Source organism: Streptomyces sp. SP17BM10, from assembly GCF_036322405.1.
Lineage (GTDB): Bacteria > Actinomycetota > Actinomycetes > Streptomycetales > Streptomycetaceae > Kitasatospora.
The window spans coordinates 448,159-472,031 of the sequence record NZ_JAQYXB010000623.1 but is presented as its reverse complement, the minus strand read 5'-3'; the positions used below and the strand labels follow the sequence as shown (position 1 = coordinate 472,031).

The 23,873-nt window shown below is 73.4% G+C and carries 23 protein-coding genes; 14 read left to right on the top strand and 9 right to left on the bottom strand.

The features are described from left to right. Positions 1-181 precede the first annotated feature (181 nt). The 3 genes from PUR71_RS26620 to PUR71_RS26610 all read left to right on the top strand — a co-directional run bounded on the left by PUR71_RS26620 (position 182) and on the right by PUR71_RS26610 (position 1,856). Positions 182-628 carry a hypothetical protein gene (locus PUR71_RS26620; RefSeq protein WP_329929650.1) on the top strand — a complete coding sequence of 149 codons (447 nt, stop codon included), beginning with the start codon at positions 182-184 and terminating at the stop codon, positions 626-628. Beyond that, on the top strand, positions 628-1,044 hold the full coding sequence (locus PUR71_RS26615) for a cupredoxin domain-containing protein (RefSeq protein WP_329929649.1): 417 nt from the start codon (positions 628-630) through the stop codon (positions 1,042-1,044). Before PUR71_RS26620 ends, PUR71_RS26615 begins: the two co-directional genes overlap by 1 nt. A 167-nt stretch (positions 1,045-1,211) precedes the next feature. Then, on the top strand, positions 1,212-1,856 hold the full coding sequence (locus PUR71_RS26610; protein WP_329929648.1) for a hypothetical protein: 645 nt from the start codon (positions 1,212-1,214) through the stop codon (positions 1,854-1,856). Positions 1,857-1,883: 27 nt separating this feature from the next. Here PUR71_RS26610 and PUR71_RS26605 read toward each other — a convergent pair whose 3' ends face one another. The 3 genes from PUR71_RS26605 to kdpB all read right to left on the bottom strand — a co-directional run bounded on the left by PUR71_RS26605 (position 1,884) and on the right by kdpB (position 5,763). Then, positions 1,884-2,381 (bottom strand): hypothetical protein, encoded by a 498-nt coding sequence (locus PUR71_RS26605; RefSeq protein ID WP_329929647.1) that lies wholly within the window; start codon positions 2,379-2,381, stop codon positions 1,884-1,886. A gap of 527 nt (positions 2,382-2,908) precedes the next feature. After that, entirely contained in the window at positions 2,909-3,394 is a 486-nt protein-coding gene (locus tag PUR71_RS26600) for a universal stress protein (RefSeq protein WP_329929646.1), read from the bottom strand. A 215-nt stretch (positions 3,395-3,609) separates the two neighbouring features. Next, positions 3,610-5,763: a potassium-transporting ATPase subunit KdpB gene (gene kdpB / locus PUR71_RS26595; RefSeq protein WP_329929645.1), complete on the bottom strand. Its 2,154-nt coding sequence runs from the start codon at positions 5,761-5,763 to the stop codon at positions 3,610-3,612. 312 nt (positions 5,764-6,075) lie between these two features. On the opposite strand from kdpB, the gene PUR71_RS26590 reads away from it, so the two are divergent. Both PUR71_RS26590 and lysA read left to right on the top strand, forming a co-directional pair. Next, positions 6,076-6,249, top strand: a complete 174-nt coding sequence (locus tag PUR71_RS26590) for a hypothetical protein (RefSeq protein ID WP_329929644.1) — start codon at positions 6,076-6,078, stop codon at positions 6,247-6,249. A 50-nt stretch (positions 6,250-6,299) separates the two neighbouring features. Continuing rightward, positions 6,300-7,664 carry a diaminopimelate decarboxylase gene (gene lysA, locus PUR71_RS26585; protein ID WP_329929643.1) on the top strand — a complete coding sequence of 455 codons (1,365 nt, stop codon included), beginning with the start codon at positions 6,300-6,302 and terminating at the stop codon, positions 7,662-7,664. 45 nt (positions 7,665-7,709) lie between these two features. Here lysA and PUR71_RS26580 read toward each other — a convergent pair whose 3' ends face one another. The 4 genes from PUR71_RS26580 to PUR71_RS26565 form a co-directional block, all read right to left on the bottom strand. Beyond that, on the bottom strand, positions 7,710-7,835 hold the full coding sequence (locus tag PUR71_RS26580; protein WP_329929642.1) for a DUF397 domain-containing protein: 126 nt from the start codon (positions 7,833-7,835) through the stop codon (positions 7,710-7,712). 116 nt (positions 7,836-7,951) lie between these two features. Next, a complete protein-coding gene (locus PUR71_RS26575) occupies positions 7,952-8,176 on the bottom strand; it encodes a Scr1 family TA system antitoxin-like transcriptional regulator (RefSeq protein WP_329929641.1) in 225 nt (74 codons plus the stop codon). Between the two features lie 143 nt (positions 8,177-8,319). Next, positions 8,320-9,012 carry a helix-turn-helix domain-containing protein gene (locus PUR71_RS26570; RefSeq protein WP_329929640.1) on the bottom strand — a complete coding sequence of 231 codons (693 nt, stop codon included), beginning with the start codon at positions 9,010-9,012 and terminating at the stop codon, positions 8,320-8,322. Further along, on the bottom strand, positions 9,009-9,512 hold the full coding sequence (locus tag PUR71_RS26565; RefSeq protein WP_329929639.1) for a DUF6879 family protein: 504 nt from the start codon (positions 9,510-9,512) through the stop codon (positions 9,009-9,011). The genes PUR71_RS26570 and PUR71_RS26565 overlap by 4 nt, the downstream gene beginning before the upstream one ends. Positions 9,513-10,006: 494 nt before the next feature. Here PUR71_RS26565 and PUR71_RS26560 point away from each other — a divergent pair, with 494 nt between their 5' ends. The 5 genes from PUR71_RS26560 to PUR71_RS26540 all read left to right on the top strand — a co-directional run bounded on the left by PUR71_RS26560 (position 10,007) and on the right by PUR71_RS26540 (position 16,144). Then, a complete protein-coding gene (locus PUR71_RS26560) occupies positions 10,007-11,350 on the top strand; it encodes an extracellular solute-binding protein (RefSeq protein WP_329929638.1) in 1,344 nt (447 codons plus the stop codon). Further along, complete coding sequence (locus tag PUR71_RS26555; protein WP_329929637.1) at positions 11,347-12,243, top strand: carbohydrate ABC transporter permease; 897 nt, start codon at positions 11,347-11,349, stop codon at positions 12,241-12,243. Before PUR71_RS26560 ends, PUR71_RS26555 begins: the two co-directional genes overlap by 4 nt. Continuing rightward, positions 12,243-13,076, top strand: a complete 834-nt coding sequence (locus tag PUR71_RS26550; RefSeq protein WP_329929636.1) for a carbohydrate ABC transporter permease — start codon at positions 12,243-12,245, stop codon at positions 13,074-13,076. Before PUR71_RS26555 ends, PUR71_RS26550 begins: the two co-directional genes overlap by 1 nt. Before the next feature lie 4 nt (positions 13,077-13,080). Continuing rightward, on the top strand, positions 13,081-14,799 hold the full coding sequence (locus PUR71_RS26545) for a glycoside hydrolase family 36 protein (RefSeq protein ID WP_329929635.1): 1,719 nt from the start codon (positions 13,081-13,083) through the stop codon (positions 14,797-14,799). A gap of 199 nt (positions 14,800-14,998) precedes the next feature. Further along, positions 14,999-16,144 (top strand): LacI family DNA-binding transcriptional regulator, encoded by a 1,146-nt coding sequence (locus tag PUR71_RS26540; protein ID WP_329929634.1) that lies wholly within the window; start codon positions 14,999-15,001, stop codon positions 16,142-16,144. A 34-nt stretch (positions 16,145-16,178) separates the two neighbouring features. Here the strand turns inward: PUR71_RS26540 and PUR71_RS26535 are convergent, their stop codons facing one another. After that, complete coding sequence (locus PUR71_RS26535) at positions 16,179-16,988, bottom strand: DeoR/GlpR family DNA-binding transcription regulator (protein WP_329929633.1); 810 nt, start codon at positions 16,986-16,988, stop codon at positions 16,179-16,181. A 171-nt stretch (positions 16,989-17,159) separates the two neighbouring features. Between PUR71_RS26535 and galT the strand changes: the two genes are divergently transcribed. Both galT and galK read left to right on the top strand, forming a co-directional pair. Beyond that, the gene (gene galT, locus PUR71_RS26530) at positions 17,160-18,257 is read left to right on the top strand and encodes a galactose-1-phosphate uridylyltransferase (RefSeq protein WP_329929632.1); all 1,098 of its coding nucleotides are present in this window, start codon (positions 17,160-17,162) and stop codon (positions 18,255-18,257) included. Further along, positions 18,254-19,378: a galactokinase gene (galK, locus tag PUR71_RS26525; protein WP_329929631.1), complete on the top strand. Its 1,125-nt coding sequence runs from the start codon at positions 18,254-18,256 to the stop codon at positions 19,376-19,378. The genes galT and galK overlap by 4 nt, the downstream gene beginning before the upstream one ends. Positions 19,379-19,437: 59 nt before the next feature. Here galK and PUR71_RS26520 read toward each other — a convergent pair whose 3' ends face one another. Further along, positions 19,438-20,097 carry an NADPH-dependent F420 reductase gene (locus PUR71_RS26520; RefSeq protein WP_329929630.1) on the bottom strand — a complete coding sequence of 220 codons (660 nt, stop codon included), beginning with the start codon at positions 20,095-20,097 and terminating at the stop codon, positions 19,438-19,440. A gap of 595 nt (positions 20,098-20,692) precedes the next feature. Between PUR71_RS26520 and PUR71_RS26515 the strand changes: the two genes are divergently transcribed. Continuing rightward, positions 20,693-21,082, top strand: coding sequence for a hypothetical protein (locus PUR71_RS26515; RefSeq protein ID WP_329929629.1), 390 nt, complete (start codon positions 20,693-20,695; stop codon positions 21,080-21,082). Next, positions 21,048-23,753, top strand: a complete 2,706-nt coding sequence (locus tag PUR71_RS26510) for a caspase, EACC1-associated type (RefSeq protein WP_329929628.1) — start codon at positions 21,048-21,050, stop codon at positions 23,751-23,753. The genes PUR71_RS26515 and PUR71_RS26510 overlap by 35 nt, the downstream gene beginning before the upstream one ends. Positions 23,754-23,873: the final 120 nt, after the last annotated feature.

Here is a 23,873-nt window from a genome sequence, read left to right as displayed (position 1 = left end):
GCCGCACCGCCTCGCGGCGCTGACGTGCCTTTGCCGTCAGCCCGCCCCCATCCGCATAACGCATACCAACGGCATAGCGCGCACACGGCCGTCAGTCAGCTACCCAAACAGGCCAATCACCTCGAAGCGCCAAGGTCAGTAGCGTCGGCCGCAGCTCGTCCTAGCCCCCGGGAGGTCGGCAGTGCAGCGCTGGATCATCGTGACGGCCCTCACCGTGGCCCTCGGCGGCCTGGCAGTACCCGCGGTGGCGGACCCCGACCCGGACTCCGACGGCCCCACGACGGTGGTGCGGATCGGGGACGCGCGGATCGACCCCAAGATCCCGGGCAAGGTCCGGGTCGACGTCGTGTACGTCTGCGGGGTCGCCGCCGAGGCGAGGTCGCTGACCGTCACGGTCGAGCAGCAGGACCCGGAGGACGCGGCCTCGAAGGCCTTCGGCTCCAGTCGCACCGCCGAGACGGACATCCTGTGCGACGGGACGGAGCAGCACCGCCAGATCGCCGTCCAGTCCAAGACCAGCAACTGGATCCCCGACGTGGACGCCGTCCTGACCGCCACCGTCGCCAACCTCGGGTCCGCCCCGCCGGCCTCCGCGGACGCCCGCCGGATCCGGCTCGTCACCGCCTGATGCGCCCGCCGACCCGGCTCGCCCGGGCCGCCGGCGTCGCCTTCCTCGCCGCCGTCCTGAGCGGTTGCCTCAGCGCGTACATCGGCTCGGCGCCGGACGAGAACACCCCCACGGCCCCGCAGTCCGTGCAGCCCGGCCCCACGACGGCGGCCCCCACCGGCGCGGCGGCGGTGACGGTGACGATCCGGGACTTCCTGTTCCAGCCCGCGAACCTCACCGTCCGCCCCGGCGGCACCGTCACGGTGGTGAACGCCGACACCGTCGCCCACACCCTCACCGCCCAGGACCGCACGTTCGACACCGCCCCCATCGCCCCGGGCGCCTCCGCCACCTTCACGGCCCCGACCCAGCGCGGCGCGTACGCGTACCAGTGCACGTTCCACCACTTCATGCGGGGCATCCTGACGGTGGCCTAGGTCGGGCTGCGGCGCGTGTCGAGGGCCGACCCCGGTCTGTCGTGGGAAGTTCACTGGTCACGAGGGCTGCTCCGGCTGTGCGCCATGCTCTACAGTGCTGTAGAACTAAGGGCTGGTAAAGCCGGCGCCGAGGCGGGGGCGACGCGAACAGCGAACGGGGTTGAACCATGGACAGACCGCTCCGGCTTCCTCAGCAGGACCGGGCCGACTTCGAGACGGTGCTCAACCGGGCGCTCGCGGGGGCGGCGGTGCAGGCCGCGTTGCGGGCCACGGGGGACGAGGCGCACGGGGCCGAGCGGTTGCGGCGGTGTGCGCGGGACAACGCGGAGTACGTGCTGGCCGCCGCCGCGCCCGAGTACGAGCGGTACGCGGCGCTGCGGGCCGACGCCGACGCCGAGGCGCGGCGGCCGGCGGACGAGCCGGCGCCGCAGCGGGCTTCGGGGTGGCTGGGGGTGCTTGCCGTGATCGTGCCGATGGTCTCCGGGGCCGCCGCCGGGATCTTCCTCCTCATCGGCTACGCGCTCGGGCTGGCCGACGACTCGGAGGTGCTGGGCGGGGCGCTGGTCGGCGCCGGGTGGGTCGCGGCCGGGTTGGCGCTCGTGAGTGCGCTGGCCGGCGGGATCGGGCTGGCCGCCGCGGCGTCGCGCTCGCGGGCGGCCGAGGCCGGGGACGCCGGCGCCCCGGGGGAGTTGGCGCTCGCGCGGGACGCCTGGCGGACGGCGCTGGCCGAGCGCGGGATGGTGCCCTACCTGGTCACGCAGGCGAACGCCGGGCGCGGCGGGGCCACCGCCGCGCCCGGGTCGCGGGTGTAGCGGGTGTGGCGCCGCCTTGGACGGACGTCAACGGCGGCGCGGCGGTGATGAGTCGGGGTTCAGCCGGTGCGCTCCCCGACGCTGTTCGCGGACGGCGTCCACGAGCAGCCGGACGGTCGGGACGGGCAGGTCGAGCCGGCGCCCGATCCACGGCGCCGTGTGACCGCCGAGGGCCAGCACCCAGGCGGCGTACAGCTGGTTGAGCTGTGGCCCGTCCTCGGTGAGCAACAGCGGGCGGACGGCCTCCATCGGGAAGCCCTCCAGGGCGCGGGTGCTGTAGACGGGGCCGTCCGGGCCCGGCGGGGGCAGGGGGAGCCCCCGCCGGGCCGCCAGGCGGCGGCCGACCAGCAGCGCGGCGACGAGCAGCAGGCCGGAGGCGGCGGCGCCGATCAGGGCGGCGCCGATCACCGGCCGGTCCGGGTCCGAGGCCTCGCACAGGGCGAGGCCTTCCAGGGCGAGGAGGGTGAGGACGACGAGCAGCCCCGCCGCCTCGCCGCGCCGCGGGAGCAGCTTGCCGGGAGTCATCGGAAACCTCATCGTGGCTTTGGGTGACGTGAGTTGGCGGAACTCGGCAGGCCTCGGCGGCCGGCCGGGGGTCGTCCTCGTGGTCGACCCGGCGGACGGTCGCGAGGGTGGGCGGGGCGGGTGCCCGGGGCCGAGCGTGCGGGGCATCCGGGCGATGAGGGTGGAGACGGTGCGGGTGTCGCCATTGCCGGGGCGGGCCCCACGCGGGCTGCCGGCACGGCCCGCGGGGCGGGTCCGGGATGAGGAGACGTCAGTTCCGGGCGCGCCGACGGGCGCACGGCCGTGCCTCCCGTCGGCCGCGGTGACGGCCTCCCGGCGGCGCCCGCAGGCGCAACGCCGGTCCGGGGTGGAAGAAAGCGGCGACGGATAGGGCGGCTCACCTCGGGTTCAACGGCCAGGGGGCGTGCGAGGGCATGCCCCGGCCGGGCGGGGGATGGGGTCGGCGGGTTGACGCGCGGGCCCGCCTCGCGGCGCGCGACGGTGACCCCCTGCGGGCGTGGACGCACCCGGGCCGGCCCCGGGCGTCCCTAACGGGCGAGGAGCGGCAGTGGGGCGCCCATCCGGGCGGGGAGTTCGAGGCGGGTCAGGAGTTCGGACGGGGACACCTCGACGACCCGGCAGCCGGCCCGGTGGCGGCAGTGCCGGCCGATCGACGCGTGGCGCAGCCGGTCGAGGCGGCGGCGGGTGGCGGCGCCGATCACGACGAGGTCGTCCGGTCCGGTGACCGCGCCGACCAGGGCGGGCCCGGGTTCGGAGTTGACCACCACGGGGTGGACGACCAGGCCGGACGGGTAGCCGCCGTAGGCCTGTTCGAAGGCGATGTCGAGGCGGCGGCGGGCGGCGTGCTCCAGTTCGGACAGCGGTCGCAGCCCGTCCCGGTCGTGCGTGGTCCAGGCGGCGACCGGCACGAGGGTGGCTCCGTGCCGGGCCGCCTCGCCGACGGCGTGGTAGAGGGCGGCGAGACTGCTCAGTGATCCGCTCAGGCCGACGATCACTCGGGTGGTCCCGGTCATGGTCGTTCGCCTCCGTGTGCCGGTGTGTCTTCGGGTGACTGCGGGTCTTCGGGTGACTGCGTGTCGTCAGTGACCGCGGGCCTTCGGTTCCGTCATGTCCAGTGAACCCCGGAACCACGCCGTCCGCGCCGCCGCTGACACCGCCATGACGCCTGCCGGCCGCATCTTGACGGCCCCCTGATGGCCTCCTGGCGGCCGGGGAACTCCGGTGCGCATCAGCCCAGTCCGGGGACGAACTCGATCAGCAGGTCGATCGCCTTGATCCCGAGGAACGGCAGGACGAGCCCGCCCAGCCCGTACACCCGCAGGTTGCGCCGGAGCAGGTCGGTGGCGGAGGCGGGCTGGTAGCGGACGCCGCGCAGGGCGAGCGGGATGAGGGCGACGATGATCAGCGCGTTGAAGATGATCGCGGAAGCGATCGCGGACTGCGGGCTGTGCAGCCCCATGATGTTGAGGTGGTGCAGTCCGGGGTAGGCGTCGGCGAACATGGCCGGGATGATCGCGAAGAACTTGGCGACGTCGTTGGTGATCGAGAACGTGGTCAACGCGCCCCGGGTGATCAGGAGTTGCTTGCCGACCCGGATGATGTCGATGAGTTTGGCCGGATTGGAGTCGAGGTCGACCATGTTGCCGGCCTCCTTCGCGGCCGGGGTGCCGGAGTTCATGGCGACGCCGACGTCGGCCTGGGCGAGGGCGGGGGCGTCGTTGGTGCCGTCGCCGGTCATCGCGACCATGTTCCCGGCCGCCTGCTCCTGGCGCAGGTAGGCGAGCTTGTCCTCGGGGGTGGCCTCGGCGAGGAAGTCGTCGACCCCGGCCTCCTCGGCGATGGCCTTGGCGGTGAGCGGGTTGTCGCCGGTGACCATGACCGTACGGATGCCCATCCGCCGCAGCTCCGCGAAGCGTTCGGCGATGCCCTCCTTGACGACGTCCTTGAGCTCGACGACGCCGAGCGCGCGGGCGCCGTGCCGGTCGTGCACGGCGACGAGCAGCGGGGTGCCGCCGTCCCCGGCGATCCGGTCGACGAGCGGCTTGGCCGCCATCGGCAGCCGGCCGCCGGACTGCACGATCCACTGGGCGACGGCGTTCGCGGCGCCCTTGCGGATGAGGCAGACGGTGCCGTCGGGCCAGCTCAGATCGACGCCGCTCATCCGGCTGTGCGCGGTGAACGGGACCGGCCGCTGTTCGCCGAGTTCACCCGGGGCCCGTGGCGGTACCCAGTAGTGACGGTCCGTCAGTTCGACGCATGAGCGCCCCTCCGGTGTCTCGTCCGCCACGGACGCCAACTGGGCCGCCTCGGCGAGCTGTTCGGTCGTGGCGCCGGGCAGCGGATGCAGTGCGACGGCGCGCCGGTTGCCGTACGTGATGGTGCCGGTCTTGTCGAGGAGCAGCACGTCGACGTCCCCGGCGGCCTCGACGGCGCGGCCGGAGAGCGCGACGACGTTGCGCTGGACGAGCCGGTCCATCCCGGCGATGCCGATCGCGGAGAGCAGTGCGCCGATGGTCGTCGGGATGAGCGCGACCATCAGGGCGCACAGCACGACGGTGGTCTGCGGGGCGTGCGCGTAGATGGCCATCGGCTGGAGCGAGACGACGGAGAGGATGAAGACGATGGTGAGCGACGCGAGCAGGATGTTCAGCGCGATCTCGTTCGGCGTCTTCTGCCGGTCGGCGCCCTCGACCAGGTCGATCATCCGGTCGATGAAGCTCTGCCCGGGGCGGGAGGTGACCCGGATGACCAGGTGGTCCGAGAGCACCTTGGTGCCGCCGGTGACGCTCGTCCGGTCGCCGCCGGACTCCCTGATGACCGGCGCGGACTCGCCCGTGATCGCCGACTCGTCGACGCTCGCGACGCCCTCGACCACCTCGCCGTCCTGCGGGATCGGCTCGCCGGCCGACACCAGCACGATGTCGTGCAACATCAACTCGGTGGCGGGGATGACCTCGTGGCGGTGGTCGGGGATGCCGACCCGCCAGTGCAGCAGCCGGCGCGCGGTCGTGCCGGCCTGCGCACGGCGCAGCGAGTCGGCCTGGGCCTTGCCGCGGGCCTCGGCGACGGCCTCGGCGAGGTTGGCGAACAGCACGGTGAGCCAGAGCCAGAAGCCGATCAGCCACGCGAACACGCTCGGGCGGGCGACGGCGGTGAGCGTGGTGAGCGCCGAGCCGGTCTCGACGACGAGCATGACGGGGTTGCGCGCCATCGTGCGGGGGTGGAGCTTGCGGACGGCGGCGGGCAGCGCCTCGCGGAGCTGTTGCCGGGTGATGAGCCGGCGGCGTCCGCTCCTGGGATCGCTGGGCCGGTGGCTGGAGTGGCGCGTCTGCTGCGTCTGCTGCGGGTGGTCGGTGGTGTCCGTGAGGGCCGTACGGCGCATCGTCTCGGGGACCTTCCGGGCTACCCCCTTTGCGATGGGGTGGCCGGCTCGGGGGCGACGGGAACGGCGGACAGCCCACCACCGGATTCCCGCTCGCCATGCCGGTCTTGACGCGCGCTTGGCGCTGGAGCGGCCTTCCTTGACAGTTCCCTGACATTGCGCTCACCCGTTCGGGGCAGGGCTGTCAGGAAGCCGTCAAAGTCCGCCCCCGGGGCGTAGGTCACGCGTCAAGGACGGGTGCGATCGATGCGCGGAGGGTCTCCACTGGGTGTGAGGGCCGACGACCCTCCACGACTTCCCTTGGAGCCCCCGATGACCACCGCCACCGCCCTGATCGACGTCGACGACGAGCCGCTGGAACGCACGATCCGCCTCGTGGCCGCCCCGGAGCGTCCGGCACCCGCACCCGCACCCGCCGCGACGGAGGCGGACGAGGCCCGGATGCGCGCGGCCCACTGCCGCTTCGCGATGCACTACGAGGACTGACGCCGCCCGTACCGCGTTCACCCGTACCGCGTTCCGTAGGAGTTGCCGCGATGACCCAGCTGACCGCCCCGACCGTCCCAGCCCCGACCGCCACCGCCCGTTGCGGATCGCCCGACACGCTCGGCGGCCCCTGGCCCGCCTCGGCCCGTCCCGGCCCCGGTGGGGAACTGCTGGTCGGCGGTGTCGGCCTGGCGGAGGCCGCCGAGCGGTTCGGTACGCCGCTGTACGTGCTCGACGAGTCCGAGGTGCGGGCGCGGGCCCGCGCGTACCGGCGGGCGCTGCCGCACGCCGACGTGCTGTACGCGGGCAAGGCGTTCCTGTGCAGCGCGATGGCGGACTGGGTGGCGGAGGAGGGGCTGGGCCTGGACGTGTGTTCGGCGGGTGAACTGTGGCTGGCCGTCTCGGCCGGGTTCCCGGCGCAGCGGATCCTGCTGCACGGCAATGCGAAGTCCCCGGAGGACCTGCGGCTGGCGCGACGGCTGCGGGTCGGCCGGATCGTCATCGACGGGCCGGCGGAGATCGCGAGGCTGGCGGCACTGGTGGCGGCGGACACCCCGCAGAAGGTGCTGGTGCGGGTCGTCCCGGGGATCGCGGCCGGGCACCATGCGGCGGTGCGGACGGGCGTGGGCGGGCAGAAGTTCGGCTTCCCGATCGAGGGCGGTGACGCGGCCGATGCGATCGCGCGGGTGCTCGACCAGCCGGGGCTGGAGCTGGTCGGTCTGCACTGCCACGTGGGCTCGCAGATCACGGAGATCGAGCCGTACCTGCGGGCGGTCGACGCGCTGGTGCGGTTGATGGAGGACGTGTGGGACCGGCACGGGGTCGAGCTGCCCGAGCTGGATCTGGGCGGTGGACACGGGATCCGCTACCTGCCGGGGGACGAGGAGCTTGATGTCGCCGAGTTCGCGGTGCGGGTGACGGACCGGCTGGCGGTGCGGTGCGCGGAGGCGGGGCTCGACGTGCCGAGGCTTGTGGTCGAACCGGGGCGGGCGATCGCGGGCCCGGCGGCGGTGGCGGTGTACCGGGTGCTGTCGGTGAAGCACACGGCGGACGGGAGGTGCTTCGCGGCGGTGGACGGCGGGATGAGCGACAACCCGCGCCCGGTGCTGTACGGGTCGCGGTACACGGTGCGGATGGTGGGTCGGCGCTCCGACGCAGGGGAGGCGAGGGTCGACGTGGTCGGCCGCCACTGCGAGGCGGGGGACGTGCTGGTGCGCGATGCGATGCTGCCCGCCGACCTGCGGGCGGGAGACCTGTTGGCGGTCCCGGCGGCCGGCGCGTACCAGCTGTCGATGGCCAGCGGCTACAACCTGGTGGGCCGCCCGCCCGTGGCCGCGGTGAGGGACGGCCGCGCGAGGCTGCTGATCCGGAGGGAGACGGTGGAGGACTTCCGCCTGCGGGAGGTCGGCCGGTAGCGGTCGTTGCGCGAGAAGTCGGCGAGGCCGACTTCTCGCGCTGCTTCATGCGGTGGGCAGTTCGCCGGTCCGCACGGCCCCGACGAACGCCGCCCAGGCTTCAGCGGTGAAGACGAGCGCCGGGCCCTTAGGGTCCTTGGAGTCCCGGACGGCCATACCGCCAGTGATCACGTGGCCCGTCTCAACGCACTCGCTTGCTTGCTTGCGCGCTGTAGCTGCTCTTGCGCCAACCCCTGATGGAGATCTCTGGCGCGGCCATCTACGCACCTACTTATCTGATCTCATGCTCATGCATCTGCGGCGATCGCCGCGATCATATCGAGCGAATCGGACGGGTTCAGGGCCGAGGACCGCAGATACTCGAAGACGAGTCCGTAGCCGTCGAGTCCTGCTTCACGCTCCAGGTAGTGGCCGTTCGTCAGGGCTTCCACGAACACGGCTCCCGGCGACGGGGAGTCGGAGAACCAGCTGCTCGAAGTCGGCGCCATGCGCGTGATCGCGTTCGTCGGCATCGAGCCCCACCCGATCTACCTGTGCCCGGCGCCCGATTGACCGGAAGCGTGAAAGTGCAATTGCGCTTCTCCTCGGGAACAAGGAAGCCCTGGCCGTCCGTCACGGGACGGACGGCCAGGGCTGTCAGGGAACGACCGGGACCTCAGGCCGACAGGCCGAACCTCGCCGGGTCGATATGCATGCTGAAGCAGGTCATCGGGAAGTCCGGCATGCGTCTGGCGAGGGGAAGAACTCCGATGGTCACGTGGGGAAGCCGGGACAGTGACACCAGGCGATCGAGCTGGGTGGCCATGACGGCAGGAGGACAGATCCGCCATCGCAGCACGTGTTCACGGATGACGAAGTGGAACCGCCGCTGGCGGTCGTACAAGATGGCCTGGCGCTCCAGTCGGGCCGCGATGGTCTTCCTCTTGGCTTCTTCCGGCAGCTCTGGTTTTGATGTGAATACAGCCGAGACGTATTCGGCACTCTGGAGTAGTCCAGGAATCAGCTGGCCTTGGAACAGCCGTAGGAGGGTCGTGTGTGCTTCGACGGCCTTGATGGCGTGCTGATGCTTCCAGTGGCCCATGCGGCGGATTTCCCGCCATGCCGTTTCCTCGGTGGCCGCGCGGCGGGCTTCTTTCAGGAATTCGGTCTTGGCCTCGTCGGATATGGCGAGCGCCGTCAGGATGAGGTCCACGTCCTGCAGCGTCGGCCGGGTCTTGCCGTTCTCGATCTTCGAGAGTTTGGACGGAGACATGGAAGCCCTGCGGGCGATGCTCTCGGCTGTTCTCTCCGAGGCGATCCGCAACGCTCGCAGGGCTCTTCCCAAGTCGTTGTGCCGTTCGCTGCTCAAGCCGCCCGGTACTCCCCGAAGGGCACGGCGTGTGCCAAGGCAATGTCCCGGTACTGCTGGTACTCGGCCAGGCGGTCGTCGGGCAGGGGCTCGGCACCGATGAACTTCCCGGAGTCCGTGTAGTGCATCCGGTAGACCCGGGCGTCATCGAACAACCAGAAGTCGTGGGCGGGCAGTCCGGCCACTTCCTGTCGGGTCGTGTCGATGATGCCGATCGACTCGCCGGCCTTGATGGTGCCAGGGTACGCCGCCAACTCGTACCGGAGATAGTCCGACAGCGGAGACCGGAGAACGTGCACCCGGGTCACCTGCTTGCCCAGATCCGTCATGGAGCGAACCCACGGGTTGTCGTTGAATTCGGGAGGAAGCTCGTTGCCGGAAAGGAAGGCGGCGAACTCCTCGCGCTCGTCGTCCACGTCGTCAACGGCCAGGGTTTCGAGCCGGAAGGCCGTTCGCTCGAACGTCTCGAAGAGGCGGCCGAAGTCTTCACCTTTAAGCACGGAAGTATCCCTCCAGGACTGCGGAGGGGATCGCCACCGCCGACTCACCGTCAGGCAGGTTCAACTCCGCCAACTGCTGAGGGTCGGTGATGACGAATCCCTGGACCGCATAGTCCCCGTTCTCGGTGCCCCACAGGGTGGGGCAGCTCCCGTTCTTGCAGGCTCCGTCCCCAGCCAGCCAACGCAGCATCACGTGCCTCCGGTTGCCCGTGCTTCTCGTCCGGTCCGATGCTCCCGGTAGTCACAGTGCGTAGTCAAGGGCGTGCGCTTTCCACAACGGGAAACCCCTGGGCGAGAAGTCGGGCGAGCTGACTTCTCGCGCAGGGGCCGGTGGCCTGCCGCGCCCGGTAACGGAACGGTTGCGGTGGCTGCTGGTTGGGCGGGTGGGGTTGACGGGGTGGGGTGGGTGGCGTTGGCTGTGTGGCGCTCGTTCGGGACTGTTCGGTTCTGGTTCTTTTTGTGGGTTTGAACGTTCAAATACGGGAGGCGATGCAATGTCACACCTTTCACGTCGCGAGCTCCTCCGCGCCTCCGGGGCCGGTCTGCTGGCGCTGGGTGCCGGGGGAGCGCTGGCGGCCTGCGAGGGCTCCGGCTCGGCGGGCGCCGGGGGCGGGGACGCCGAGACCGGTACCGTCACCGTGTGGTCGTGGGCCACGGCCGCCGCCGCGTTGCGCGGGGTCGTCCCGGCGTTCGAGCGCGACAACCCGGGCATCACGGTGGACGTCCAGGACATCGGGAACCCGGCCATCTGGGACAAGATCACCGTCGGTCTCGCCGCCGGCGGGCAGGGGCTCGGGGACGTCCTCCACATCGGCTGCGACTACCTGCCGGGCTACCTGGAGAAGTTCCCCGGCGGCCTCGCCGACCTCTCGTCCTTCGGCGCCGACGCCCACAAGGACAAGTTCGCCAAGGGCCTGTGGCCGGTCGTCTCCGGCAAGGACGGCCACGCCTACGCGCTGCCGTGGGAGGTCAACCCGCTCGGGTTCTTCTACCGCGAGGACCACTTCGGCCGGGCGGGCATCGACCCGACCACCCTCGCCACCTGGGACGACCTGGTCGCCGTGGCGGAGAGGTTCAAGGCCGCCAACCCCGGCATCTCCCTCATCGGCATCAACAAGGCCGCCAATCCGGACCCCGACCTGGACTTCGTGCAGTCGCTGATGCAGCTCCAGGGCGCGTTCTACTTCGACGCCCAGGGGCGGATCACGCTCGGCAGGCCCGAGGCCGTCCGGGCGATGGACGTCCTCAAGCGGCTGGACGGCGCCGGGCTGGTCGCCGACGCCCCCGGTGACCAGGGCTGGGCCACGCTGATGAAGGCCGGCAAGCTCGCCGTCGCCCCCATGCCCGCCTGGGCGGCGCACTACCTGGAGGCCAAGTTCACGGACCAGAGCGGCCGTTGGCGGCTCGCGAAGCCACCGGCCGTCGCCGCAGGCGGCAAGCGCACCGCGCTCGTCAACTCCACCCACCTCGCCGTCGCCGGGTCCAGCCCGCGCCGGCGGGCCGCCTGGAAGTTCGTCGAGTACGCGCTGACCCGCCCCGCGTCCGTCAACAGCATGTTCGCCGCCGGCGGCGTCTTCCCCGCGCTCACCGAGGCCTACACCGACCCGGTCTACGCCGCACCCAGCGCCTACTACGGCGGCCAGGCGGTCCTCAAGACCTTCACCGACCTCGCCGTCGACGGCGGCGACCCCACCAACTACTCCGGCGACTACGCCCGCGCCCTCAAACTCGCCAGCGACGCCCAGACCAAGGTGTTCCTCAAGGGCGCAGACCCGGCCACCGTCCTCCAGGACGCCGCCAGGCAACTCGCCCAGCAGACCGGGCGCAGCATCGCATGACGACGACCGTCCACCCGTCCGTCGCGCGTGCCCGGCGCCGCCGCACCGCCGTGCCGTACCTGCTCCTCGCGCCCGCCCTGGTCGCCTTCGGCGTGTTCAAGGCGTACCCCGTCGTCGACTCGCTGCTGCTCTCCTTCACCACCGGATCCGGCGCCGCGGCCCGCCCCGCCGGCCTCGCCAACTACCGGCGCCTGCTGGACGATCCGCTGTTCTGGACGGCCCTGCGCAACACCGCCGAGATCCTCGTCGTGCAGGTCCCGCTGATGCTGGGGCTGGCCCTGCTGATGGCCGTCGGCATCAACTCGGCGCTGGTGCGCTGGCGGGCGGTGTGGCGGCTGGGCGTCTTCATGCCGGCCGTGACCGGGCTGGTCGCCACCGGCGTGATGTTCGCCTTCCTCCTCGACTCCCGGCACGGCGCCGTCAACTGGCTGCTGGACGCGATCGGCCTGCCGGTCGTCGACTGGTTCGGTGACCCCTTCTGGGCACGGATGGCCGTCGTCCTGGTGCTGACCTGGCACTACACGGGCTACAACGCCGTCATCTACCTGGCCGGCCTGCAAGGCGTCCCGAAGGAGCTGTACGAGGCCGCGATGGTCGACGGCGCCGGGCCGGTCCGCCGTTTCACCGCCGTCACGGTGCCCGCGCTGCGCCCGGTGCTGCTGTTCACGGTCGTGCTGTCCACCATCGGCACGCTCCAACTCTTCGACGAACCGTACGTGTTGACCGGAGGCGGGCCGGACAACGCGACGCTGACCGTCTCCATGTACCTGTACCAGAACGGCTTCCGGTACTTCGACTTCGGCTACGCGTCCGCCATCGCCTACGCGCTGACCCTGCTGGTGTCGGTGCTCGGCGCGGTCCAGACGCGTCTGATGGGAGAGCGGGAGAAGTGATGCCCACGACGCTCCGGAAGCTCCGTGGCTGGCCGCTGACCTTCCTCCTCGCGGGCCTCACCGGCCTGTCCGTCGGCCCGTTCTACTGGCTGGTGATCGCCATCACCCGCAAGGACACGGAGATCTTCGACTGGCCTCCCAAGCTGCTGCTGGGCGGTCACCTCGGCGACAACCTCGACCGTCTCCAGCGGAGGATCGGGCTGCTGAGGGTGATCGGAAACTCCCTCCTGGTGGCGGGAGTCCAGACCGTCGGCGCGCTGGTGGTGGCCCTGCTGGCCGGCTACGCCTTCGCCAAGTTCCGTTTCCGGGGGCGGAGTCTGCTGTTCGGGCTCCTGCTCTCCACCCTCGTCGTTCCCGAACAGGTCATGCTGGTACCGCTGTTCAAGATGATGATGAGCTTCGGCCTGCTCGACACCTACCAGGCGCTCATCCTGCCCGGCCTGTGCGTGCCGTTCGCGATCTTCCTGATGCGGCAGTCCCTCGCCGGCCTGCCGGACGAACTCCTGGACGCCGCCCGGGTCGACGGCGCGGGCGAGTTCCGGGTGCTGTGGAGCGTCGTCGTGCCGGTCATGCGGCCGGTGCTGGCGGCGCTCGCGATCTTCCTCTTCCTGGGCTCGTGGAACCAGTTCGTGTGGCCGCTGGTCGCGCTGCGCAGCCCCGGCATGCACACCCTGCCGGTGGCCATCGCCACCCTGTACGGCAACAAGAGCACGACCGACTACGGCGCGATCCTCTCCGGCACCGCGCTGTCCACCCTGCCGATGATGGTCCTCTTCCTGGTCCTGCAACGGCAGTTCATCTCCGGCCTGCTGGCCGGCGCGACGAAGGGCTGACACCGTGACCGACATCTGGGAGCCGCACGCCCCCGCCTCCGGTGCGTTGCGCCCGCTGTACGCCGAGGGCCTGGACCTGCGGGTGAGCGGCGCGGGGACGGCCCGCGCGGTCGCCGACGGGGTGGTCGAGGTGACGGCCGAGGCGGAGGGGGACGTCCGCATCGAGTGGCGGGTGCCGTGCGTGGACGCCACCGCCCTCTGGACACCCGAACCGCGCGGCACCGGCTGGCTGCCCGCCGCCTGGAGCGCCCCGCGCCGCACCGGGATCGCCGCCGGCGCGCCGATCGCCGCCCTCGTCGGCACCGGCGACCTCGCGATCTGCGCCTTCGCCGCCGAACGGCCGGACGTGCTGGCGGGCGCCGGAGTCGTCGAGGAGACCGGCGAGTTCCGGTTCTGGGCGCAGGCCCCCGGCCACCTCACCGTGCGGATCGACACCTCGCGCCGCCACTTCGCGCGCTGCCTGGCCGGCCTCGCCGAGTGGTGGGGCACGGCGTACCGGGCGGACGTCCCCGAAGCCGCCCGCCGCCCCGCGTACTCCACCTGGTACGCCATGCACCAGGACGTCGAGCCGAAGGCCGTCGAAGCCCAGGCCGCGCTCGGCAAGGACCTCGGGCTGGACGTGATCATCGTCGACGACGGCTGGATGACCGCCGACCGCGCCCGCGGCTACGGGCACTGCGGCGACTGGGAGCCGGTCTCGCTGCCGGACACCGCCGCCCACGTGCGGCGCGTCCACGAGCTCGGCGTCCGGTACGTGCTCTGGTACGCGCTGCCGTTCATCGGCAAGGACAGCGCCGCGTTCGAACGCATCGGCCGGTACGCGCTCGCCGACGCCGGGCCCATGGGCGCCGTCGTCGCCGACCCGCGCTATCCGGAGGTACGGGAGTTCCTGGTGGGGCGGCTCGCGCGGGCCGTCGAGGAGTGGGGCATGGACGGTCTCAAGGTCGACTTCGTCGACTGGTTCGCGCGGGTGGACGCGCCGGCGCCGGCGCCCGGTCCGGAGGCGGACTGCGCCACCGTGGACGAGGGCGTCGAACGGCTGCTCGCCGAACTGCGCCGGCGGATCACGGCGGCCCACCCGGACGCGATGATCGAGCACCGACAGCCCTACGTCAGCCCCGCCCTGTGGCCGTACGTCACCATGATCCGGGCCACCGACTGCCCGCTCAGCCCGCAGGAGAACCGGCAGCGGACCATCGACGTGCGGCTCGCCGCCGGGCCCGTCCCGGTCCACGCCGACATGCTGACCTGGCACCCGGCGGAACCGCCCGAGCAGATCGCCTGCCACCTGATCAACGTCCTGTTCGCGGTGCCGCAGGTCTCCGTCGACCTCGCCGCGCTACGCCCGGACCAGCGCGAGGCCCTGGCCTTCTGGCTGGGCGTCTTCCGCGCCCACGCCGACACCCTGCAACTCGGCGACCTCCGCCCGGCCCGCCCCGATCTCGGCTACCCGATGGTCACCGCCACCGGTCCGGACACCGTCGCCGTGGCGCGTTACGCGGCACTGCCGGTGGACGTGGGCGGCGAGCGCCGGCGCACGTTGGTGGTGGCCAACGCGGACGCCGACCCGCAGGTGCGGCTGGTGGGCGGCGCAGGGGCGGCGGAGGCGGTCGTGCAGGACGCGCGCGGGAAGGTCGTGTGGGAGGGCGAGGTGGAGCTCGGCGGGGGCGGTGTCGTGGTCGCGGTGCCGCGCGGCGGGTTGCTGACCCTGCGGCGGGCGTGAGGGGCGTGAGGGGCGTGAGGGGCGTGACGAGGCGGGCCCGGCGGTGACGATCGTGGGGGACACGGGAGGGCGTATCGTCCGGCGGGGTGGGGTGGAGCCCGGTCGGGTCGGCGTCGTTGTGGTGCCGCGTGGCGGGGCCGCCGACCCCGCGCCGCACGTGAACACGCCGATGACCTGACCGAGCACGCCGGAGGGGCCCATGCCCGAGGGAGCACGCCGACTGCCCAGCGGGGCCAGGACGAGCGCCGGAGCACGCCGACCGCGCCGTGGCGCCATCACCATCGAGGAGGTGGCCCGGGCGGCCGGGGTGTCGCGGCAGACGGTGTCCAACGCGCTCAACGCCCCGCACCGGGTGCGACCGGACACCCTGGAGCGGGTGACCGCCGCGATCCGCGAACTCGGCTACCAGCCCGACCAGTCGGCCCGCTCCCTGCGCAGCGGCGCCCGGCGCACCATCGGCTACCTCTCGCCGGTGGACGACCCGTTCGACCCCAACCCGCTGATGGCCGGCTTCCTGGAGGCCCTGGTCGACGCGGCCGGGGCGCAGGGCCTGCGGGTGCTGCTGTTCCGCCCGGCGCCGGGCGGTGGGGGTGCGCGGGGCGCGGGGGAGCTGCGGGGCGGGTCCGGCGGCAGTGGTGCGTCGGGTTCGGGTGTCGGCGGGCCGCCGGGCGCAGGAGACGCGCTGGCGGCCATCGACGAGCTCGTCGCGGCCCGTCAGGTGGACGGCCTGGTGCTGGCCGACGTGCTGCGCGACGACCCTCGGATCGGCCACGTCGCCCGGGTCGGCGTTCCGTTCACGACCTTCGGGCGGACGGGACCGGGCGAGCCGCCGCACTGGGTGGACATCGGCAACGGGCCGGCGATGGCGGCCGTCGTGCGGCACCTCGCCGAGCGCGGGCACCGGCGCCTCGGATACGTCGGCGGCGCGGACGACCTGCCGTGGATGGCGGAGCGCCGCGCGGGCTTCCTCGCCGAGGCGCGCAGGCTCGGCCTGCCGGCGCAGGCGGCGGCCGGGTCCGACGTCGCCGCCGTCCGCGAGCTGCTGCGCGGCCCGGACCGGCCGACGGCCGTCGCGGCGGCGAGCGACCTGCTCGCACTGGACGTCTACGAGGCCGTCCGCGCCGAGGGGTTGACGGTCGGTGGTGAGGTGGCGGTCACGGGCTTCCACGACACGCCGCTCTGCCGCCACCTGCACCCCGCCCTGACGTCCGTCCGGCTGCCGCTGCGGGCGATCGCCGCCGCGCTGGTCGAGCGCCTGCTCGGCCAGGTACGGGGGGAAGGGGCGCCCGGCGCCGGGCTGGAGCTGCCCACCGAGCTGGTGGTGCGGGCGAGTTCGGGCGGGTGAGGGGCGGTCCGGCGTCGTGGTCCGCCCCCGCTCCTCACTCCCCCGAGGACGCGACGATCAGTTCGCCGACCAGGCGGGCCGCGGCCGTTCGTTCCTCGGCGGCGAGGGCGTCGTCGGTCACCAGGACGTCCAACTGGTCGAGGGCGGCGAAGGAGGCCAGGCCGACGGCGTTCCACTTGGTGTGGTCGGCGACCACGATGACGCGGCGGGCCGACTGGAGGAAGGCCCGGTTGGTCTCGGCCTCGGCCAGGTTGGGGGTGGTCAGGCCGGTGTCGGCGGAGAGGCCGTGGCAGCCCATGACGAGGACGTTGACGTGCAGGGAACGGATCGCCTGGTCCGCGACCGGGCCGACCAGGGCGTCCGAGGGGGTGCGGACGCCGCCGGTGCGGATGACCGTCGCCGTCGCCGGGGTGCCGTCGTCGTCGGGCTGCTCCAGCAGCTCGGCGATCCGCAGCGAGTTGGTGACCACCGTCAGGTTGTCGACGGCGCGCAGGTAGCGGGCCACCGCGAAGGTCGTCGTTCCGGCCGCGAGGCCGACGGCCGAACCGGGTGGGACGAGGGCGGCGGCGGCGCGGGCGATCGCCTCCTTCGCGGGCAGTTCCCAGCCGGCCTTGGTCTCGAAGCCGGGCTCGCCGCTGAGCGGTGCCTCCACCCGGACCGCGCCGCCGTGGACCTTCTCCACCAGTCCGCGCCGGGCCAGCGCGTCGAGGTCGCGGCGGACGGTCATGTCGGAGACCCCGAGGTCGCGGACGAGTTCGGTCACCCGGACCCCGCCCCGCGCGCGCACCTGTTCCAGGATCAGCGCGCGTCGCTGCCCGGCGAGCGGTTGGGCGCTGTCGGCCATCGGGGGGCCTCCTCGGGGTCGGTGTGGCGCGGGTCGGTGCGGCCGGGTCGGCCGCGCTCATCGCCATCACGGCCATCATGGCAGGTGCCGGGTGCTTCCGGGACGCCGGGTCTGTTGGATAGTGTTCGAGATTGTTGATTCATGTCGGATCGAGGAAAGAGAACCGAGGCCATGGCCGGGACCGTCACCGAGCCCACCGCCCGGACCGCGACCACGCTCGCGGACGGGCGGGAGCTCATCTACTACGACAGCGGCGCGGCCGTGTCCCGGAACGCCGTCGACCGGCGACCGCTGGACCCCCGGCCGCCCGCCTCCGAGGTGCGCCGGGACCCGGCCACCGGGGACTGGGTCACCGTCGCCGCCCACCGGCAGGCCCGGACCTACCAGCCGCCCGCCGAGGAGTGCCCGCTGTGCCCCTCCCGGGACGGGCGGCTGAGCGAAATCCCCGCCGACGACTACCAGGTGGCAGTCTTCGAGAACCGCTTCCCGTCGCTGGCCGGCCCGCCGGGCGAGCTCGCCGGCGGACTGCGGACGGCCGGTCCCGGCGCGGGGCGCTGCGAGGTGGTGTGCTTCACCGCCGACCACGACGCGTCCTTCGCCGACCTCTCCGAGTCCCGTGCGCGTCTCGTCCTGGACGCGTGGACGGACCGGACGGCCGCGCTCTCGGCCCTGCCGGGCGTGGAGCAGGTGTACTGCTTCGAGAACCGCGGCGCCGAGATCGGCGTCACCCTGGCCCACCCCCACGGCCAGATCTACGCGTTCCCGTTCACCACCCCGCGCACCGCCCGCATGGCCGCCCGCGCCGCCGCGCACCGCACCGCGACCGGCCGCAACCTCTTCGACGACCTCCTCGCCGCCGAACGCGCCGATGACCGGGGGAGGGTGGTGCTCGCGGGCGAGCATTGGACGGCCTTCGTCCCCTTCGCCGCCCGCTGGCCCTACGAAGTGCACCTCTACCCCCACCGCCGCGTGCCCGACCTCCCCGCCCTCGACGAGGCCGAACGCGCCGAGTTCCCCCGCCTCTACCTCGACCTCCTGCGCCGCTTCGACCGCCTCTTCGGCACCGGCCGCACCCCGTACATCTCCGCCTGGCACCAGGCCCCGGCCGCCCACCGGGACGAACTCGCCCTGCACCTGGAGCTGTTCACCATCCAGCGCACCGCCGACAAGCTCAAGTACCTCGCCGGCGTCGAATCCGGCATGGACGCCTTCGTCAACGACGTCAGCCCCGAACACGCGGCCCAGCGGCTGCGGGAGGTCGCCCGATGAACACCTTCTCCCGGCTCTACGGACACGCGCCCGAGGGGGAGTGGGCCGCCCCCGGGCGGGTCAACCTGATCGGTGAGCACACCGACTACAACCTCGGCTTCGTCCTGCCGATCGCCCTGCCGCAGACCGTCCGCGCCCAGGCCCGGCGGCGCGACGACGGGCTGCTGCGGCTGCACTCCACCGAGGGCGGCAGCGCGGAGGTGGCCGTCGCGGACCTCGCCCCGGGCAGCGTCACCGGGTGGGCGGGCTACCCGGCGGCGGTGGTGTGGGCACTGCGCGAGGCCGGGCACGACGTCGGCGGGGCGGAGCTGTCCCTGGACAGCGACGTGCCGACGGGGGCCGGGCTGTCGTCCTCGGCGGCGCTGGAGTGCGCGGTGGCGATCGCCTACAACGACCTGTACGGGCTGGGCCTTTCGGCACCCGAACTCGCCCTGGTCGCCCAGCGGGCGGAGAACGCGTACGTCGGCGTGCCGTGCGGGATCATGGACCAGATGGCCTCGATGTGCTGCCGCGCGGGGGCGGCCCTGCACCTGGACAGCCGGGACCTCGCGATGCGTCAGGTGCCGGTGGACCTGGCCGGCGCGGGGCTCGCGCTGCTCGTCCTCGACACGAGGGTCAAGCACGACCTCGGGGACGGCGCGTACGCGGGCCTGCGGGCCGGGTGCGAGCGCGCGGCGCGGCTGCTCGGCCTGACGGCCCTGCGCGAGCTCGGACCGGCCGACCTGGCGGCCGCGCTGCCCCGGCTCCCGGAGGAACTGCGGCCGCTGGTGCGGCACGTGGTCACCGAGAACGAGCGCGTGAGCGAGGCCGTCGCGCACCTGGCGGCCGGCGCCCTCGCGGCGCTCGGCCCGGTGCTCACCGCCGGGCACGCCTCGCTGCGCGACGACTACCGGGTCTCCTGCCCGGAGACCGACCTCGCCGTCGACACGGCCGTCGCGGCCGGGGCCCACGGCGCGCGGATGACCGGTGGCGGCTTCGGCGGCTCCGTCATCGCCCTCGTGGACGCGGAGGCGGCCGAGGCCGTGGCGGCCGACGTCACCGCCGCGTTCCTGGCCAAGGGCTTCACCGCCCCGCGCACCCTGACCGCGACCCCGGCCGAGGGTGCGCGCCGCACCGCTTGACCGCACCGCGCCACCCCGGCGGGGCGCTCTGACCAGGAGCGCCCCGCCGCTGCCGGACCTCAGGCCTTGTGCGCCTCCGGGCGCTCGGGCGAGGCCTCGGCGAGCGCCTTCGTCACGGCCTCGACGCCCGCGCGCAGGCCGTAGACCGGGGTGCCGGGCTGCTGGCGCCAGGACTCGTCGATGCCGCCGGCGTCCACCGTGTCGAAGCCGATCTCGTCGATGAGCGCCCGGACCTTCTGCTTGGCGGCCTCGTCGTCGGAGGCGACCGGCACGGCGAGGCGCTCCGGATCGCCCTGCGGGCGGGGCCGGTCGACGAGGTCCTGCGCGTAGGTGCCGTTGAACGCCTTGACGACCGGGTGGCCGAGGTGGCGCTCCGTCCAGCGGCTCTCGGTCAGCCCGCCCTCGATCTCGGCGATCAGGCCGTCGCGCTCCTTCGGGTAGTAGTTGCCGGTGTCGATGACGGCGAAGCCCTCGGCCGCCCCGTCGAACAGGCCGGCGGGCAGGTCCGGCACGTTCTTCAGCGGGACCGTGACCACGACGACGTCCGCGCCGCGAGCCGCCTCGGCGGCCGGCACCGCCCGGGCCCCCGTCTCCGCGACGAGCTCGGCCAGCGACTCGGGACCGCGCGAGTTCGCGACTGACACGTCGTGACCGGCGGCGGTGAAGCGCCTCGTCAGGTTGCCGCCGATGTTCCCCGCGCCGATGATGCCGATCTTCATGGTGGTACCCCTCCAAAAGAGTTTCCCTACGCTCGACTTGGCCCAACCACCGAGCGGCGCCGTCGATTCCCACTCCCCGGGGTGGTCCTGCGGGACCCAGGTTGACGCGGGGCACGGTGACGGCCCGTCGGCCGCCAGAGGGCGGGCGCAGGAACGACGCCACCCGCCCTCACCCGGAGTTCGCCGGCCGGTCCGTCCTGATCCACCGGCGGCACCACCCTCGACCTCGCGCACGGCACGCCGCGCCCCGTCGACGACCCGGATCGGGCCCTGATCACGGACACCGCCGACCCGGGCAGCCCGTCCGACGGCGCCCTGCGGGTGCTGCTCTCCCGGGCGGCGACGTGCTGACCGGAGCGCCGGTCACGCTGGGCGTTCGTCACTCTTCGTGGCGGTCGCGCTGAGTGTCCGCCGAGCGGGTGCGGCCCCGCGGAGCCACGATGTCGGGCCGGTGCCGGTCGCACTGAGTGTCCGTCGCCTTGAGCACCGATCACCCTACGAATCGATCGTGCAAAAACGGTGACGGTGGGCCGGTTCCGGAAGATGATGGTGGGGAGGCAACCGGTGGCAGGTCCTCCGGGAAGGAGCGTGCGCCATGGCGACCCTCGACGGGCCCACCGGGCTCCTGCTCCACGTCCGGCCGGACAGCGGTCTCGACCCGGACGAGCTGACGGCGCTCACCGCCCGGCTCCGCACCGAACTGCTCGACGACGTCGACCTCACCGACGCCGAACCGGTCGAGGAGGAGTCCGCGCCCGAGGACGCCAAGGGCCTCGGGAGCCTGGCCGGTGTCCTGCTCGTCCACTTCGTGGACCTCGACATGCTGCGGGCGGTGGTGACCTCCGTCCGGAACTGGGTCGGACGGACCGGCCACGTCGTCGAGCTGAACTACGGTGGCGACACGCTCAAGGTCACCGGAGCGACGGCCAAGCAGCAGGAAACGATGATCGATGACTGGCTCGCACGTCACGCGGCCGTCTCCTGAGCTGCCCGACGAACCCCGCTTCGCGCTGGTGGTGGCCACCGCCCGGTACACCGACCAGGCGCTGCGCCAACTGCGCGCCCCGGCCCGCGACGCCGTCCAGCTGAGCGAGGTGCTCGCCGCACCGGGGATCGGCGGCTTCGCGGTGACCAGGGTGGTGGACCGTACGGCGCAGGAGATCCGGCTGGCCGCGGAGGAGTTCCTCACCGGCCGCGACCCCGATGACCTGCTGCTCGTCTACCTCTCCTGCCACGGCCTCGTCGACGTCCGCCGCAAGCTGTACTTCGCCGCCACCGACACCGTGAAGGCCCGGCTCGCCGCCACCGGGGTGGAGTCGCAGTGGCTGCTCGACCTGATGGAGGACTGCCGGGCCAGACGGCTGGTGGTGATCCTCGACTGCTGCTTCAGCGGCGCGTTCTCGCACGGGCTCAAGGGCGACGACGACCTGGCGCTGGGCGAGCGCCTGCGCGGCCAGGGCCGCGGCCGGGTGGTGCTGACCGCCTCGCGCGGCAGCGAGTACTCCTGGGAGGGCGAGCCCCTGTCCGGGACGGAACCGCCCGGCTCGGTGTTCACCACCGCGCTCGTCGACGGCATCCGCACCGGCGCGGCCGACGAGGACCGCGACGGCTTCGTGTCGGTCGACGACGCCTACGCGTTCGCCTTCGACCGGATCCGGGCGGGCGGCAGCCAGCAGACCCCGCAGCGCTGGCTCTACGGCGCCGAGGGGAAGATCCTCCTCGCCCGCAGCCCGGCCGGCGTGGCCGTCACCCCCGCGCCCCTGCCGGAGGCCCTGCGCAGCGGCCTGGACAGCCCGCACCCGGCCATCCGGCTCGGCGCCGTGACCGCGCTCGGCGAGTGGCTCACCGGGCGCGACCCGGCGCGCGAGCTGACGGCCCGGCGGACGCTGGAGGAGGTCGCGGACGCCGACGTGCCCCTCGTGGCCTCGGCCGCGCGGGCCCTGCTGGCGCAGGCCGGAACGAAGGCGGGGGAGCGGCCGGTGCAGCCGTCGAAGGCGGCGGCCGACCGGCCCGCGGTGCCGCCGGCCAGGGCCGGGCCCGGGGGGTCGACGACGGCGAAGCCCGAAGGGGCCCAGGCCGACGAGGCGCAGCAGCCGCCCATGAAGGTCGAGCTCATGCCCGGTGGCGCCCGGGTCACACCCCCGGGACCGCAGCGTGACCTTGGGGCGCGACCGGAGCGGCCCGCGAAGGCGCAGCCCGCCGAGCCCCGGGCCGTGAAGGCGGAACCCGCCGACGTCCGGGCCGTGAAGGCGGAACCCGCCGACGTCAGGCCGTCGAGCTCGAAGCCCCCGCCCGGCCCCGCCGCGCAGCCAGCCGCCCGGGCCCGCCCACCGGTGGCTCCAGCAGCCCCGGCCGCCCGCGTCGCCCCCCGGCCGGAGGCGCCCGCCCGGCCGGAGGCGCCCGCCCGGCGGACTTCTCCCCGGCCGCCCCCGGCGCTCGCGGTCCCGTCGCCGGAGGTGCGTGCGAGGGCGGTCCCGCCTCCGCCGCCGGTCCGGAGCGTGGAGGACTTCGGCTCGCTGGCGCAGGACCTCGTGTCCCCATCGGGCGGTTCCTCCGCGCCTCCAGGCTCCGCATCGCCTCCAGGTTCCGCGTCGCCTCCCGGCTCCTCCTGGCCCCCCGGACCGCCGCCACCGAGCGGCCCCGGAGCCCCGAGCGGCCCCGGCGGCCCGCCGCCCGGCGACGCCCCGCCCGGCCGGCGGATCCGGCTGCTGCCGCGCGGCCGCCGCGTCCGTGCCCTCCTCCTCGGTGTGCTCCTGCTGGTGGTGGCCGCCGTCGCCGCCGTGATGGTCACCTCGCGCCCCGGCCCGCCCGCCGCACGGACGGCCGCCGGTGCGGGCGCGGCGCCCCACGCGGGGGCCGTCGGTGCCGTCTCGACGGATCCGGCACTGGCCGCCCTCGTCCCGGCCGCCGTGCGCTCGAGCGGCAAGCTGGTCGTGGCCACCGACCCCGGTTACGCGCCCAACGAGTTCAAGGACGAGCACGGCGCGATCGTCGGGATGGACGCCGACCTGGCGAAGGCGATCGCCGGCAAGCTCGGGCTGGCCGCGGACCTCGAAGCGGTGGGCTTCGACGGGATCGCCCACGGCGTCATGTCGGGCGCCTACCAGCTGGGCATGAGCTCCATCGACGACCGCAGGAGCCGCGAGGAGTACGTCGACATGGTCGACTACTTCTCCGTCGGCACGGCCGTCGCGGTCGTCGCCGGGAACCCGGACGGGATCGACCCGAACGACCTCTGCGGCCGCTCGGTCGCGGTCAGGGCGGGCAGCACCCAGGCGACCGAGATCACCGGCAGCCGCGACCCTGCCTGCACCACGGCGGGCAAGCCGGGCATCCGCGACGGCGGTGACAAGTACGGCGAGCAGAAGGACGCGACGGCCGCCGTGGTCGCCGGCCGCGACCAGGCGCTGCTGGGCCCGTCCGACGTCGTCGACTACGCGGTCAGCACCTCCAACGGCCGGTTGGCGAAGGTCGGTTCCACCTACGAGCCGGTTCCCTACGGCATCGCCGTCGCCCGGGGGAGCGCCCTCACCCGGGCCGTCCGGGGAGCCGTGCAGGACTTGATCGACGACGGTAACTACGGCCGGATACTCACCAGTTGGGGCGTCCAGTCCGGGGCCGTGGCCCAGGTCACGGTCGACGGCGCCACCAGCTGAGCCGACGTCGGGCCGACCGGCCTCCTGGTGTGCGGGGTGCGGCTGCCGTACGGTCGGTCGCCGTGACCTTCGACCGGGACGGGCGGCGCGGCGCCCGCGAAATACGCAGCCGCGGCGTCG

Coding starts and splice junctions, on each gene's coding strand:
- galK (WP_329929631.1), top strand. CDS start 18,254: ATGAACACCTTCTCCCGGCTCTACGGACACGCGCCCGAGGGGGAGTGG.
- PUR71_RS26540 (WP_329929634.1), top strand. CDS start 14,999: ATGCCCGAGGGAGCACGCCGACTGCCCAGCGGGGCCAGGACGAGCGCC.
- galT (WP_329929632.1), top strand. CDS start 17,160: ATGGCCGGGACCGTCACCGAGCCCACCGCCCGGACCGCGACCACGCTC.
- PUR71_RS26605 (WP_329929647.1), bottom strand. CDS start 2,381: ATGACTCCCGGCAAGCTGCTCCCGCGGCGCGGCGAGGCGGCGGGGCTG.
- PUR71_RS26600 (WP_329929646.1), bottom strand. CDS start 3,394: ATGACCGGGACCACCCGAGTGATCGTCGGCCTGAGCGGATCACTGAGC.
- PUR71_RS26555 (WP_329929637.1), top strand. CDS start 11,347: ATGACGACGACCGTCCACCCGTCCGTCGCGCGTGCCCGGCGCCGCCGC.
- PUR71_RS26535 (WP_329929633.1), bottom strand. CDS start 16,988: ATGGCCGACAGCGCCCAACCGCTCGCCGGGCAGCGACGCGCGCTGATC.
- PUR71_RS26575 (WP_329929641.1), bottom strand. CDS start 8,176: ATGCCGACGAACGCGATCACGCGCATGGCGCCGACTTCGAGCAGCTGG.
- PUR71_RS26615 (WP_329929649.1), top strand. CDS start 628: ATGCGCCCGCCGACCCGGCTCGCCCGGGCCGCCGGCGTCGCCTTCCTC.
- PUR71_RS26515 (WP_329929629.1), top strand. CDS start 20,693: ATGGCGACCCTCGACGGGCCCACCGGGCTCCTGCTCCACGTCCGGCCG.
- PUR71_RS26560 (WP_329929638.1), top strand. CDS start 10,007: ATGTCACACCTTTCACGTCGCGAGCTCCTCCGCGCCTCCGGGGCCGGT.
- lysA (WP_329929643.1), top strand. CDS start 6,300: ATGACCCAGCTGACCGCCCCGACCGTCCCAGCCCCGACCGCCACCGCC.
- PUR71_RS26510 (WP_329929628.1), top strand. CDS start 21,048: ATGACTGGCTCGCACGTCACGCGGCCGTCTCCTGAGCTGCCCGACGAA.
- PUR71_RS26610 (WP_329929648.1), top strand. CDS start 1,212: ATGGACAGACCGCTCCGGCTTCCTCAGCAGGACCGGGCCGACTTCGAG.
- PUR71_RS26590 (WP_329929644.1), top strand. CDS start 6,076: ATGACCACCGCCACCGCCCTGATCGACGTCGACGACGAGCCGCTGGAA.
- kdpB (WP_329929645.1), bottom strand. CDS start 5,763: ATGCGCCGTACGGCCCTCACGGACACCACCGACCACCCGCAGCAGACG.
- PUR71_RS26550 (WP_329929636.1), top strand. CDS start 12,243: ATGCCCACGACGCTCCGGAAGCTCCGTGGCTGGCCGCTGACCTTCCTC.
- PUR71_RS26520 (WP_329929630.1), bottom strand. CDS start 20,097: ATGAAGATCGGCATCATCGGCGCGGGGAACATCGGCGGCAACCTGACG.